Source organism: Curtobacterium sp. MCJR17_055, from assembly GCF_003224335.1.
Lineage (GTDB): Bacteria > Actinomycetota > Actinomycetes > Actinomycetales > Microbacteriaceae > Curtobacterium.
Map to the genome: position 1 here is coordinate 409,366 of NZ_QKLF01000004.1, position 12,965 is coordinate 422,330.

10 protein-coding genes are annotated in these 12,965 nt (G+C 71.9%); 8 read left to right on the forward strand and 2 right to left on the reverse strand.

Annotated elements, in window-relative coordinates; all coding sequences use genetic code 11:
• Positions 1–282: 282 nt before the first annotated feature.
• From mtrA to secA, 6 genes are all read left to right on the forward strand, one after another.
• The gene (gene mtrA / locus DEJ16_RS11690; protein WP_110824488.1) at positions 283–960 is read left to right on the forward strand and encodes an MtrAB system response regulator MtrA; all 678 of its coding nucleotides are present in this window, start codon (positions 283–285) and stop codon (positions 958–960) included.
• A gap of 5 nt (positions 961–965) precedes the next feature.
• On the forward strand, positions 966–2,630 hold the full coding sequence (gene mtrB, locus DEJ16_RS11695; protein WP_258365944.1) for an MtrAB system histidine kinase MtrB: 1,665 nt from the start codon (positions 966–968) through the stop codon (positions 2,628–2,630).
• Positions 2,627–4,336, forward strand: a complete 1,710-nt coding sequence (locus DEJ16_RS11700; protein ID WP_110824486.1) for a GerMN domain-containing protein — start codon at positions 2,627–2,629, stop codon at positions 4,334–4,336. The genes mtrB and DEJ16_RS11700 overlap by 4 nt, the downstream gene beginning before the upstream one ends.
• 329 nt (positions 4,337–4,665) lie before the next feature.
• A complete protein-coding gene (locus DEJ16_RS11705; RefSeq protein WP_181419571.1) occupies positions 4,666–5,322 on the forward strand; it encodes a phosphoribosyltransferase family protein in 657 nt (218 codons plus the stop codon).
• Between the two features lie 147 nt (positions 5,323–5,469).
• Entirely contained in the window at positions 5,470–6,192 is a 723-nt protein-coding gene (gene hpf, locus DEJ16_RS11710) for a ribosome hibernation-promoting factor, HPF/YfiA family (RefSeq protein WP_258365945.1), read from the forward strand.
• A 157-nt stretch (positions 6,193–6,349) separates the two neighbouring features.
• On the forward strand, positions 6,350–9,130 hold the full coding sequence (gene secA, locus DEJ16_RS11715) for a preprotein translocase subunit SecA (protein WP_110824484.1): 2,781 nt from the start codon (positions 6,350–6,352) through the stop codon (positions 9,128–9,130).
• Positions 9,131–9,458: 328 nt separating this feature from the next.
• On the opposite strand, the gene DEJ16_RS11720 is transcribed toward secA, so the two are convergent.
• On the reverse strand, positions 9,459–10,214 hold the full coding sequence (locus tag DEJ16_RS11720; protein ID WP_110824483.1) for an Rv3235 family protein: 756 nt from the start codon (positions 10,212–10,214) through the stop codon (positions 9,459–9,461).
• Between the two features lie 117 nt (positions 10,215–10,331).
• On the opposite strand from DEJ16_RS11720, the gene DEJ16_RS11725 reads away from it, so the two are divergent.
• Positions 10,332–11,843, forward strand: a complete 1,512-nt coding sequence (locus DEJ16_RS11725; protein WP_110824482.1) for a sensor histidine kinase — start codon at positions 10,332–10,334, stop codon at positions 11,841–11,843.
• A gap of 166 nt (positions 11,844–12,009) precedes the next feature.
• Here DEJ16_RS11725 and DEJ16_RS11730 read toward each other — a convergent pair whose 3' ends face one another.
• Positions 12,010–12,258, reverse strand: a complete 249-nt coding sequence (locus tag DEJ16_RS11730; protein ID WP_022904217.1) for a WhiB family transcriptional regulator — start codon at positions 12,256–12,258, stop codon at positions 12,010–12,012.
• A gap of 265 nt (positions 12,259–12,523) precedes the next feature.
• Here DEJ16_RS11730 and DEJ16_RS11735 point away from each other — a divergent pair, with 265 nt between their 5' ends.
• Positions 12,524–12,943 carry a hypothetical protein gene (locus DEJ16_RS11735; protein ID WP_110824481.1) on the forward strand — a complete coding sequence of 140 codons (420 nt, stop codon included), beginning with the start codon at positions 12,524–12,526 and terminating at the stop codon, positions 12,941–12,943.
• Positions 12,944–12,965 lie beyond the last annotated feature (22 nt).

Sequence of the window (12,965 nt, forward strand, 5' to 3'; positions counted from 1 at the left end):
GGAGTGCACCGGGCCTCCCGGGCCGCCGTGACCGCCCTGCGCGGGCCACCCTGGTGCGCCGGACGCGCGCTCGGGCCCGCCCGTGTGCTCCGGTGGCGTCCCCGCCCCCGGAACGTGCCATCCGCCGTCGACCATGCGCCGTCCCCCGTCGTCCGGTCGCCGCCGGACGCGGTGACCGTGTCCATCCTGTCGGAAAACGTGCGCCGATGAGGGCTCGGCTATCGTGAGCGGAGCGTGCCCGTCCCCGGGCACCCCCGCCCTGCCCCTCGGAGTCCCGATCCCATGACACCGCGCATCCTCGTCGTCGACGACGACCATGCCCTCGCCGAGATGATCGGCATCGTCCTCCGCTCGGAGGGCTACGAGGCCGACTTCAGCGCCGACGGCAACGACGCCGTGGACGCGTTCCACGCCACGAAGCCCGACCTCGTGCTGCTCGACGTCATGCTGCCGGGCATCGACGGCATCGAGGTGTGCCGCCGGATCCGCGCCGAGAGCGGCACGCCGATCATCATGCTCACGGCGAAGGGCGACACCGCCGACGTCGTCGCGGGACTCGAGAACGGCGCCGACGACTACGTCGTGAAGCCGTTCAACCCGAAGGAGCTCGTCGCGCGCATCCGCACCCGGCTCCGGCCGTCCGCGTCGGACGCGACCGTCCTGCACGTCGGTGACCTCGTCGTGGACGTCCCCGGACACGAGGTCCGCCGCGGAGACCGGCCCATCGCGCTCACCCCGCTCGAGTTCGACCTGCTCCGTGCCCTCGCCGAGAAGCCCAGCCAGGTGTTCACCCGCGAGATGCTCCTCGAGCAGGTCTGGGGCTACCACTACAAGGCGGACACCCGGCTCGTGAACGTGCACGTGCAGCGCCTCCGCGCGAAGATCGAGCACGACCCGGACAACCCGCGCATCGTGACCACCGTCCGCGGCGTCGGGTACCGGGCCGGCGCACAGAGCTGACGGCCGTGCCGTCGACGTCGGTCCCGGTGCCGCTCCGCCGGGTGCGCCGGCGGGCCCGGTACTGGCTCCGCCGCGTCTGGCGCGGGATCGCCTACCTGTGGCGCCGCTCGCTCATGGTCCGGTCCGTCGCGATCACCGTGGCGACCACCGGTCTGGCCGTCGCGGTCATCGGCACCGCCGTCATGGTCAGCATCTCGAACAACGTGTACGCGCAGCGTCGCGACCAGATCGAGGCCGAGTCGGCGCGCGCCACCATCGTCGCGCAGGGTATCTTCGACGCCGCCACCGCGGCCGAGGACAACAACCAGACCGAACTCGAGTCCCTGCAGAGCGAAGCGCAGAACGCGATCCTCTCGAACACGACGAGCCCGGGCGGCACGAGCATCGCGATCGAGCGGACACCCGGCGAACCGACCCCGCAGATCCTGCAGAACGTCGCGAGCACCCGGTTCCCCGACGCCGTCATCACGGACGAACTCCGGAAGCGGGTCGCCGCGGACACCGGCGAACTCAGTCTGCAGCCGGTGCGGCTCGACGGGCCGGACGGACGCGGCCCCGGTCTCGCCGTCGGGTCCACGCTGCAGATCCCGAGCGCCGGCCAGTACGAGCTGTACCTGGTCTACGACCTGTCCGACGCGCAGCAGACCCTGGACTTCGTGTCGCAGACGCTGTCCATCGGCGGTGTCGCGCTCATCGTCCTCATCGCCCTCGTCACGTCCCTCGTGGTGCGGCTCGTCGTCCTGCCGATCCGCGGTGCCGCCGAGACGAGTCGGAAGATCGCCGCGGGACGCCTCGACGAACGCATCCCGGTCCGGGGCGAGGACGACATCGCCACCCTCGCGCGGAGCTTCAACGACATGGCGGACGCGGTGAGCCGGCAGATCACCCAGCTCGCCGAACTCTCCCGCGTGCAGCAGCGCTTCGTGTCCGACGTCTCCCACGAGCTGCGCACCCCGCTCACCACCATCCGCCTCGCCGGGGACCTGCTCTACGACGCCCGGCACGCCTTCGAACCCGCCGCCGCCCGCTCCGCGGAGCTGCTGCACGCCCAGGTCGACCGGTTCGAGCTGTTGCTCGCCGACCTCCTCGAGATCTCGCGGTACGACGCCCAGGCCGTCGAACTCGAGACCGAGCCGGTCGTCCCGGCCGCGCTCACGGCCGACATCGTCGACGAGTTCCGTCCGCTCGCCGAACGGGTCGGCATCGAACTCCGCTTCGCCAGCCCCGGCGGGCACACGCCGATGCAGCTCGACGGCCGCCGGATCCGTCGGGTGCTCCGCAACCTCGTCGGCAACGCGGTCGAGCACGGTGACGGCCGCCCGGTCGACGTCGTCGTCGACAGCGACTCGCGCTCCGTCGCGATCGCGGTCCGGGACCGCGGCGTCGGGATGCCGCCCGAGGACACCGCCCGGGTGTTCGACCGGTTCTGGCGGGCCGACCCCAGCCGCAAACGCACCATCGGCGGCACGGGGCTGGGGCTCGCCATCAGCCTGGGCGACGCGCAGCTGCACGGCGGCCGCATCGACGTCTGGTCCCGACCGGGGGAGGGATCGGCGTTCGTGCTCGTCCTGCCGCGCCGTACCGACGAGGCTCCGGCGACCTCGGCCATCCCGCTGCCCGCACTCGACGAGTCGTACGACGGACCCACCGCACCGGAGGACCGACCATGACCAGGACCGCTCGACCCGGAGCCCGGCGACTCCGACGCCTGCTCGCGACGGCGCTCGCGGCCGTGACGCTCCTCGCCGTCTCGGCGTGCGCCGCGATCCCCGAGGAGGGGCCGGTCCGCGCGGGGCGGTCCATCACGGACGAGTCGCAGTCCGGCGGCGTGGACTACCGCCCCTCCGGCCCCGAGGCCGGATCCGACCAGACCGAGCTGCTCACCCAGTTCATCGACGCCGCGACCGGCGCCCAGAACGACTACGCCGTCGCCCGGGAGTTCCTCAGCGCCGGCTTCTCGCAGAAGTGGAACCCGCGCCAGGGCGTGACGATCCGGCAGGGTGACGGGCAGGTCGAGCGGGTCGGGACGCGTGAGCTCACCTACACGCTCAGCGCGAGCGCCTCGGTCGACGCGGACGGCGAGTACACCCAGGCGGTCCGCCCGACCTCGTCGACGTTGACGTTCCAGTTCACGCGGGAGGACGGTGAGTGGCGGATCGCCTACGCCCCCGACGGCATCATCCTGTCCCCGATCAACTTCGTCTCGGTGTTCCAGCCGCACGCGCTCTACTTCTACGACCCGACGTACCGGTACCTCGTGCCGGACGAGCGGTGGTTCCTCGCCCGGTCCTCGACGAGCACGCGGATCGTCAGCGCGCTCCTCGCCGGCCCCGCCGAGTGGCTCGAGGGCACCGTGGTCTCGTCCTTCCCCGAGGGCACTCAGCTCTCGCTCAACGCGGTGACGATCGAGAGCGGCAGCGCCCAGGTCGACCTGTCGAGCGAGGCGCTGCGCGCGACCACCGTCGACAAGGTCCGGATGCGGGAGCAGCTCACCGACTCGCTGTCCTCCATCGCGACCGTCTCCTCCGTCGACCTCACCGTCGAGAGCGTGCCCGTGCCCCTACCGGACTCGAGCGGCACGAGTGCCCAGCGGAACCCCGACGTCGACGCGAGGCCCCTGGTCGTGCAGGACGGCGCCGCCGGCTTCGCGACGCCGAGCACGGGGGACGTCACCGGCCTCGGCGGCGGGATGAGCGGCCGGATCGCCGCGCTCGACCCGCGGTCGCTCGCGCTGTCCGCCTCGGGCACGCTCGCCGCGGTCGGCAACCGCGACGGCGTGTTCGTCGTGCGCAGCGGCAAGGACCCGCTCCGGGTCGACACCCGGGACGACCTCGTGCCCCCGTCGATCGACGACCAGGGGTTCGTGTGGGTGGCGGAGCGCTCCGACGCCCGGTCGATCACGGCGTACGGCACCGGCGGCGACCCGCACCAGGTCACCTCGACCCTGCCGGAGGGGGAGCTCGTGTCCTTCCAGGTCTCCCGTGACTCCACCCGTGCGCTCGCGCTCCTCGACACCGACGACGGTGCTGCCCTGTACGTGGTCGCGATCACGCGGGGTTCGGACCGCGCCCCGACGTCCCTCGGTCCGCCGGTGCGCGTCCAGGCCGCGGCTGGCGACCCGGTGAGCGCGACCTGGGTGGACGAACTCGACGTCGCGTCCGTCGGTCGGACGAGCACGGGGGCGAGCGTCGTCCGGACGACCGTCGGCGGCCAGCCGGAGACGCTCGCGAAGCCCGGCGGCACGGCGACGACCATCGCCGGGGGGAGCGGTGGTGCGCTGCTGCTCCGGATGACCGACGGGTCGGTGCTGCAGTCGACCGGCGGAGGGTGGGACACCACCGGCGTCGACGCCGAGGTCCTCGGCATCCAGCGCTGAGCGCCTCCCCGTCACGGCGGGGCCGGCCGGGAGGCCCGTCCACAGTCCGCCGTGCGGCGCACCCCGACGGCACTCCGCCGGGCGAGCATCGGGTCATGTCGTCCCCACAGCTGCCGTCCGTGGTACCGCACGCTCCTGGACCTGGACCTGGACCTGGACCTGGACTTGGACCTGGACCTGGGCCCGTGCCCGGGCCCGCGCCTGCTCCTGACGTCGGCCGTGCCTCCGCCCCGGATCCGGCCGAGCCCGGTCCGGTCGCCGGTCGTGTCCCCGGTCGTGTCCCCGGCGCGGACCAGCCATGGCGTGACGCCGTCAGCACGGTGCTCGCCGTGCTCCTGCCCGTCGACTGCGTCGGGTGCGGTGCGCCCGACCGGGCGCTGTGCCACACCTGCCGGGGGACGCTCGCGGCCCTCCCCGGACGGACCCGGCTCGTCGCGGGGGTCCGACTCGACGCGGCGTACGAGTACGAGGGACTCGTACGGACGCTCGTGCTCGAGTGGAAGCTGCGCGGCCGGGTGGACGTCGTCGCACCCCTGACGGACCGGACGGCCGACCTGGTGCGGTCGGCGCTCGCCGCGGCGCCGGACGCGGTCGTCCTGCGGGTGCCCCCGTCGGCGCGCGGGCACCGCCGTCGTGGGTTCGACCCGGTGGTGACGGTGCTCCGCCGCGCGGGCGTGCGGCGAGCCCCCGCCCTCCGACGGGTCGCCGTCCCGGCGGCGCTGCCCGGCGTGGCCCGGGCGGCGTCCGGGCGCGGGGGTGCAGACCCGCACGGGGGCGGTGCCGGGCAGAAGGAGCGCACCGGCATCGAGCGCGTCGCCGCCACGGTCGGCACCCTCTGCGCCCCCGCGCTCGTCGCCGGGCGGGACGTCGTCGTCGTGGACGACGTCGTGACGACCGGGGTGACCATGGCCGAGGCGGTCCGAGCAGTGCGGGCCGCGGGCGGACGTGTGGTCCGGTGCGTCGCGGTTGCGAGCGTCGAGGTGTGAAGGCCGAGTGTCCCCTGGGCATCCGGTGGGTGTCCCCGCCCGACCGCCCGACGCGAGCACCCGCTCGGGTGGCAGGGTCTAGCCTCGCGGCAAGGCGTTGGTGTTCGCCGGACGGAGGCGAACCGCCGAAAGTGGATGGGAGCCGCCATGGACGTGACGATCACGGGCCGGAACGTCGGAGTGACCGACCGATTCCGGACCTACGTGGAGCAGAAGTCCGAGAAGATCGACGCCCTCGCCGACCGGGCCCTCGCGTTCGAGGTGCGGTTGAGTCGGCACCACGAGAAGAGCAGCGGGGCGCAGGGCGAGGACCGCGTCGAGTTGACCATCATCGGGCCCGGACCGCTCGTCCGGGCCGAGTCGGCCGCGTCGGACAAGTACGCGGCCTTCGACCTGGCCTTCGCGCGCATCGCCGAGCGCCTGCGCCGGGCTCGTGACCGCAAGAAGGTGCACCGCGGGCGCCACCGCCCGACGTCCGTCGCCGAGGCCGCCGGTGCCGGCTTCGAGGGCATGGGTGTCGAGCCCGCCGACGGCAAGCTCATCGAGGAGGTCGCCACGGGCGCCGTTCCCGTGGTCGACGTCGACCAGGCAGCGGACCACGAGGACGACGACCAGGCGTACTCGCCCGTCGTCATCCGTCAGAAGGTGTTCGAGGCCGCCCCGATGACGGTCGACGACGCGCTGTACCACATGGAGCTCGTCGGACACGACTTCTACCTGTTCGTCGACTCCGAGACCCACCGGCCGAGCGTGGTCTACCGCCGCAAGGGCTGGGACTACGGCGTCATCGGCATCGACGAGAACCCGGGCGCCGACGCCCGGGGGAGCGAGCACGTCCTGGTCGAGGAGACGACCTCCGCGAACGCGTAGCAGCGCTCGGGAGTGCGCACGGTCCGTTCGGACCGTGCGCACTCGTGCTGTCCGGCGTGCACTCGTCCTGCTCCCAGCGCCGGGCTGCGGCGGGTTGCTAGCATGACTGGCTGATCGGGCGCGCGGACCGCGCACGACGACTTCGTAAGGAGCTCACGTGGCAAACGTGCTGGAGAAGGTCCTCCGCATCGGTGAAGGGCGGACCCTCCGTCGGCTGAAGGCGTACGCCTCGGCGATCAACGACCTCGAGGACGACTTCGCGAGTCTGACGGACGAGGAACTCCTCGAGGAGACGACCGAGCTCCGCGAGCGGTACGCCAACGGCGAGACCCTCGACGACCTCCTGCCCGAGGCGTTCGCCGCCGTGCGCGAGGCCTCCAAGCGGACCCTGGGCATGCGGCACTTCGACGTGCAGCTGATGGGCGGCGCGGCGCTCCACCTCGGCAACATCGCCGAGATGAAGACCGGTGAGGGCAAGACCCTCGTCGCGACGACCGCGGCGTACCTGAACGCCATCCCGTCGCGCGGCGTGCACGTCATCACGGTCAACGACTTCCTCGCGTCGTACCAGTCGGAGCTCATGGGCCGCGTCTTCCGCGCCCTCGGCATGACCACGGGCTGCATCGTCGCGGGCCAGTCGCCGGCCGAGCGCCGCGAGCAGTACGCCGCCGACATCACCTACGGCACGAACAACGAGTTCGGCTTCGACTACCTGCGCGACAACATGGCGTGGCAGGCGTCGGACATGGTCCAGCGCGGCCACTTCTTCGCCATCGTGGACGAGGTCGACTCGATCCTCATCGACGAGGCCCGGACGCCGCTCATCATCTCCGGCCCGTCGTCGGGCGAGGCGAACCGCTGGTTCACCGAGTTCGCCTCCATCGCCACGCGGCTCACCCCGGGCGAGGACTACGAGGTCGACGAGAAGAAGCGCACCGTCGGCGTGCTCGAGCCCGGCATCGAGAAGGTCGAGGACTACCTCGGCATCGACAACCTGTACGAGTCGGCGAACACCCCGCTGATCTCCTTCCTGAACAACTCCATCAAGGCCGTCGCCCTGTTCAAGCGCGACAAGGACTACGTCGTGATGAACGGCGAAGTCCTCATCGTCGACGAGCACACCGGCCGCATCCTGATGGGCCGCCGCTACAACGAGGGCATCCACCAGGCGATCGAGGCCAAGGAGGGCGTCGAGGTCAAGGCCGAGAACCAGACGCTCGCCACGATCACGCTGCAGAACTACTTCCGCCTGTACCAGAAGCTCTCCGGCATGACCGGTACCGCCGAGACCGAGGCGGCGGAGTTCATGTCCACGTACAAGCTCGGCGTGGTCCCGATCCCGACGAACCGACCGATGCAGCGCATCGACCAGACCGACCTCGTCTACAAGAACGAGCAGGCCAAGTTCGAGCAGGTCGCGAACGACATCGAGGAGCGTCACCAGAAGGGCCAGCCGGTCCTGGTCGGTACCACGAGCGTCGAGAAGTCCGAGTACCTGTCGAAGCTCCTCGCCAAGAAGGGCGTGAAGCACGAGGTCCTCAACGCGAAGAACCACGCGCGTGAAGCCGCGATCGTCGCCCAGGCCGGTCGCGCCGGCGCCGTCACGGTCGCGACGAACATGGCCGGTCGTGGAACCGACATCATGCTCGGTGGCAACGCCGAGTTCCTCGCGGTGCAGGAGATGCACGCGAAGGGCCTGTCGCCGACGGAGACGCCGGAGGAGTACGAAGCCGAGTGGGACAAGGTCTTCTCGGCGATGAAGGCCACCGTCGAGGAGGAGAGCGAGAAGGTCCGGGAAGCCGGCGGTCTCTACGTCCTCGGGACCGAGCGGCACGAGTCCCGCCGCATCGACAACCAGCTGCGTGGTCGTTCCGGTCGTCAGGGCGACCCCGGCGAGAGCCGCTTCTACCTGTCGCTGACCGACGACCTCATGCGGCTGTTCAACTCCGGTGCCGCCGAGAGCCTCATGGGCCGCGGCAACGTGCCGGACGACCTGGCGATCGAGAACAAGCTCGTCGGGCGGGCGATCCGCTCCGCACAGGCGCAGGTCGAGGGCCGCAACGCCGAGATCCGCAAGAACGTCCTGAAGTACGACGACGTCCTGAACCGCCAGCGCGAGGCCATCTACAGCGACCGCCGCCACATCCTCGAGGGCGACGACCTGCACGAGCGCGCGCAGTCGTTCCTGAAGAGCGTCGTGGACGACGTCATCGACACCCACACCGGCGAGGGTTCCCCGGACGACTGGGACCTCGACGCCATGTGGACCGAGCTCGGCACGCTGTTCCCGATCTCGATCACCATCGACGAGGTCATCACCGAGGCCGGTTCGAAGGGCAAGGCAACGCGGGACTTCCTCGCGCGGGAGATCCTGTCCGACGCCCAGCTCGCCTACCAGAAGCGCGAGGAGACCCTCGGCGAAGAGGCGATGCGTGAGCTCGAGCGTCGCGTCGTCCTCTCGGTGATCGACCGCCGCTGGCGGGACCACCTGTACGAGATGGACTACCTCAAGGACGGCATCGGCCTCCGCGCGATGGCGCAGCGTGACCCGCTCGTCGAGTACCAGCGCGAGGGCTACGCGCTGTTCCAGACGATGATGGGCCAGATCCGCGAGGAGTCGGTCGGGTTCCTCTTCAACCTCGAGGTGCAGGTCCAGTCGGACGGCGACAGCGCCGTCATCGAGGCGAAGGGGCTCGGCGAGGAGGGTGAGAACGCCGGACTCGAGTACTCGGCGCCGTCCATCGACGGCGAGGTCGAGGTCCGCGACGAGGCCGGGCGCCTCGAGCAGGCAGCCACGGCGCGCGCGCAGCGTGAGCAGGCCGAGCAGGAAGCGGCGGCCCCCGAGCGGGGTTCGGCCTTCGGCTCCGCCGCGACCGCCACCGGGCAGGCTGACGCGAACAACCGCGCCGAGCGCCGGGCGGCCGCCAAGAAGGGCTGACGCTCCGCACGACACGACGGGAGGCCCGGTACCAGCTGGTACCGGGCCTCCCGTCCGTCATCCCGGTGCCGGTGCCGGTGCCGGTGACGGTGCCGGTGCCGGTGCCAGCGCCAGCGCCCGCACCGGCACCGGCAGGGCGGCCGACACCCGGACCGGCGCCGGGCGTGGGACCGGCACCGGGACCGGGGAGCGGGGAGCGGGAGCGGGATCGGCGTCGCGGACCTGCACCGGCGTCGGGGACCTGCAGCGGCGTCGGGGACCTGCAGCGGCGTCGGGCCCGGCAGGAAGATCGACGTCGACCCTGCTCGACGGGCCCGGCTCCGCGCACTCAGAGCACCCCGATCGCGGTCGCCCGCCAGCGACCGTTGCGGACCTCGAGCCGGATGGCGACCGCCCGGGCGCGACTTCGGGTGTGGACGACCACGGCCGCCTCGGCGACGCCGTCCCGGGGCCCGTCGAGCACGACGCCGCCGACCCGGATGACCGCACGCTGCCGTGCGTGGCGGGACACCGACCGGGCACGCGCCGCGACCGCCGCACGGTGCTGCAGGTGTCGGTGCACCTCGTCGGTGATCCACCGCGAGATGGTGTCGACCTCACGGGCGCCGGTGAGGATCTCGGCGACGCACAGGGCGAGGGACCGCGCGGTCTCGCCGGCGTCCGGGAGGTCCGTGCCCGCGCCGCCGCCACCCGCACCGACAGCCGACTGCGTCTCGTCCGGGCCCGGCGCAGCCCCGGTCCTGGACGGATCCAGGACCGCCGCGGGTCCGGACGGATCCAGGGCCGCTCCGGTCCCGGACGCACCGAGGACCGCTCCGGTCACGGACGGACTCAGGACCGCCCCGGTCCCGGCCGTGCCGACGGCCGCGCCGGTCCCGTCCGTGCCGACGGCCGCGCCGGTCCCGTCCGTGCCGACGTCCACCCCGGGGTCGACCGTCCGGACGACGCTCGAGGAGGAGGAGGGCACGACGTGGGTGCCGCCCGTCCCCTCGTCCTCGGCGCGATGGCGGTCCCTCCGGTCCTCCTCGGTCTGGTCGTGCCTCCCGACCGGCTCCTCGTCGATCCGTTGCGCCGTGTCCGTCACCCCGGCCCCCTTTCTCCAGGGCCGAGCGTTTGGGCCGTGCAACATCACATTTCGCCGAGTGGTGATGCCTGTGGAGAGTGCGCCGTCTCCACACAGCGGCGGACCTAGACTTGGCTGGTGTCGACCCTCAGTGACCTCGTCCTCGCACAAGGCCGTTCCTCCGAAGCCGACGTGGAATGGCTGCACCTGCTCGTCGGCGACTGGCAGCTGCTGGCCGACCTGTCCTTCGCCGACATGGTCCTCTGGGTACCGACCGCCGACGGGTCGTCCTTCGTGGCCGTCGCCCACGCCCGGCCGTCCTCGGCGGCGACGCTGTTCTACCGCGACATCGTCGGGCAGGAGATCCGCGAGGAGTGGCGCGACCAGGTCACCCAGAGCTTCACCGGGAGCCGCGTCGTCGACTCGGCCGAGCCCGACTGGTACGAGGACACCCCGACCCGCGTCCGGGCCATCCCGGTGCTCCGACGCCTGACCGCGAAGAGCGCCGAGACCACCGAGCGGCCGATCGCCGTCGTGACCCGCCACTCCAACCAGGACGAGTCGCGCACGCCGAGCCGTCAGGAGCTCAACTTCACCGCGAGCGCGAACGACCTGTTCGGCATGATCGCCACCGGCGACTTCCCGGACCTCGGCGCACCCGCTGGCCCCCGCCGTGGTGCGCCCCGTGCCAGTGACGGTCTCCTCCGCCTCGACACCGACGGCGTGGTCACGTTCGCGAGCCCGAACGGTCTCAGCGCGTTCAACCGGATGGGCTTCGAGGGCGAACTCGAGCGCAAGTCCCTGGCCGAGGTCACGACGGAGCTGCTCGGTGCGCAGCTCGACGTCGACGAGTCCCTGCCGCTCGTGGTCACCGGCCGCGCTCCGTGGCGGGCCGACATCGAGGCGAAGGGCGTCACCGTGACCCTCCGGTCGATCCCGCTCCGCGACCAGGGTGCCCGCATCGGCGCCGTCGTCCTCTGCCGCGACGTCACCGAGATGCGGCACCAGGAGCGCGAGCTCATCACCAAGGACGCGACGATCCGTGAGATCCACCACCGCGTCAAGAACAACCTGCAGACGGTGGCGTCCCTCCTGCGGATCCAGGCCCGGCGCACGCACTCGGACGAGGCGCGGACCTCCCTGCAGAACGCGATGCGGCGCGTGGCCGCCATCGCCGTCGTGCACGACACCCTGTCGACGGGGCTCAGCCAGACCGTCGACTTCGACGAGGTGTTCGACTCGGTCCTCAAGCTCGTGACCGAGGTCGCGGCGTCGCACAACACGACCGTGCACCCGAAGAAGACGGGGGAGTTCGGTGTGCTGCCGTCCGAGGCCGCGACCCCGCTCGCGCTCGGTCTCACCGAACTCGTCACCAACGCCGTGGAGCACGGGCTCGACGGGCGCGACGGCGAGGTCGAGATCGTGGCGAACCGGCACGACGACCACATCGAGATCCAGGTCCGCGACAACGGCGTCGGCCTGCCGGAGGGCAAGGTCGGGTCGGGGCTCGGGACGCAGATCGTCCGCACCCTCATCCAGGGCGAACTCGGCGGCACGATCGACTGGCACACCCTCACGGGCAGCGGCACCGAGGTGACCATCTCGATCCCGTTCCGCTGGCTCACGGCCGCACCGGCAGCGACCGCCTGACCGCTCGCGGTCGTCCGCGACGGCCTGGAGGCCCGCACCCGGTCCGGCGGAGGAGGTGCGGGCCTCCAGGCGTTCCGCGGTGTCCCTGCGGCACAGTGCCACGGGCCGGACGCAGGAGAGCCCGCCACCCGGAGGGATGGCGGGCTCTCCCGTCAGGTGTGCGCGGTCAGGAGGCGCGGCGGGCGCGGGCTGCGCGGCGCTTGAGCGCGCGACGCTCGTCCTCGCTGAGGCCGCCCCAGACACCGGAGTCCTGGTTGTTCTCGAGGGCGTACTGCAGGCACATCTCGGTCACGGTGCACCGAGCGCAGACCGACTTGGCCTTCTCGATCTGGTCGACGGCCGGGCCGGTGTTCCCGACGGGGAAGAAGAGCTCGGGGTCTGCGGTGAGGCAGGCAGCCTGGTCACGCCAGTCCATGTGTGGTGCTCCTTGCGGTAGATGCTCGAACGGCAGGCCGCGGCCGTGGCTCGGGGGATCGGGACTCTGCACATGCTCATGTGACGTACGGGAGGCTTCCTGTGGGGGAGGAGCCCGCGCGGGGAGAGTTCGACGCCCGCGGAACGCTCGGGGGAGGAGCGTCGAACCACGGGAGACGTACACCACATCGTGCCGTCCAAACGACCTCGGACATCGTTCCATACTGGTATGGCCAAATCAAGGGTTTCACTGCTGGAGGATCGCTGTGCCTGACACCACCACGGACGACGAACTCGTCCCCCGGAGGCGGCCCGCTGCACTCCTCGTGCTCGTCGCCGTCGTCGGGCTCGAGTTCCTCGCGATGGCCGCCGTGACGGTCTACCTGCTCGTGGAACTCCTCACGACCCCGGCAGCGGGCATCGCGTCCGGGATCGCCCTGCTCGTGCTCGCGGTCCTCGCGACCGTCTGGCTCGGCGCGATGGTGGCCGGGCTCCGCCGCGGACGCGCCTGGGTGCGCAGCGGTGTGGTCGTCTGGCAGGTCCTGCAGGGTGCCCTTGCGATCGGGGCGTTCCAGGGCGAGTCGCGGGTGGCGTCCGTCGGGTGGGCGCTGCTCATCCCGGCGCTGCTCGGCATCACGCTCGTGCTCAGCCGGCCGGTGACCGCGGCACTCGTGCGCCGGGACTGAGCGGCGACGGGCCCGAGCAGCA

What these genes read in the sequence shown, in the direction of transcription:
- hpf (WP_258365945.1), top strand. Translation starts at nt 5,470, where the DNA reads ATGGACGTGACGATCACGGGCCGGAACGTCGGAGTGACCGACCGATTC.
- DEJ16_RS11730 (WP_022904217.1), bottom strand. Translation starts at nt 12,258, where the DNA reads ATGGACTGGCGTGACCAGGCTGCCTGCCTCACCGCAGACCCCGAGCTC.
- DEJ16_RS11700 (WP_110824486.1), top strand. Translation starts at nt 2,627, where the DNA reads ATGACCAGGACCGCTCGACCCGGAGCCCGGCGACTCCGACGCCTGCTC.
- mtrA (WP_110824488.1), top strand. Translation starts at nt 283, where the DNA reads ATGACACCGCGCATCCTCGTCGTCGACGACGACCATGCCCTCGCCGAG.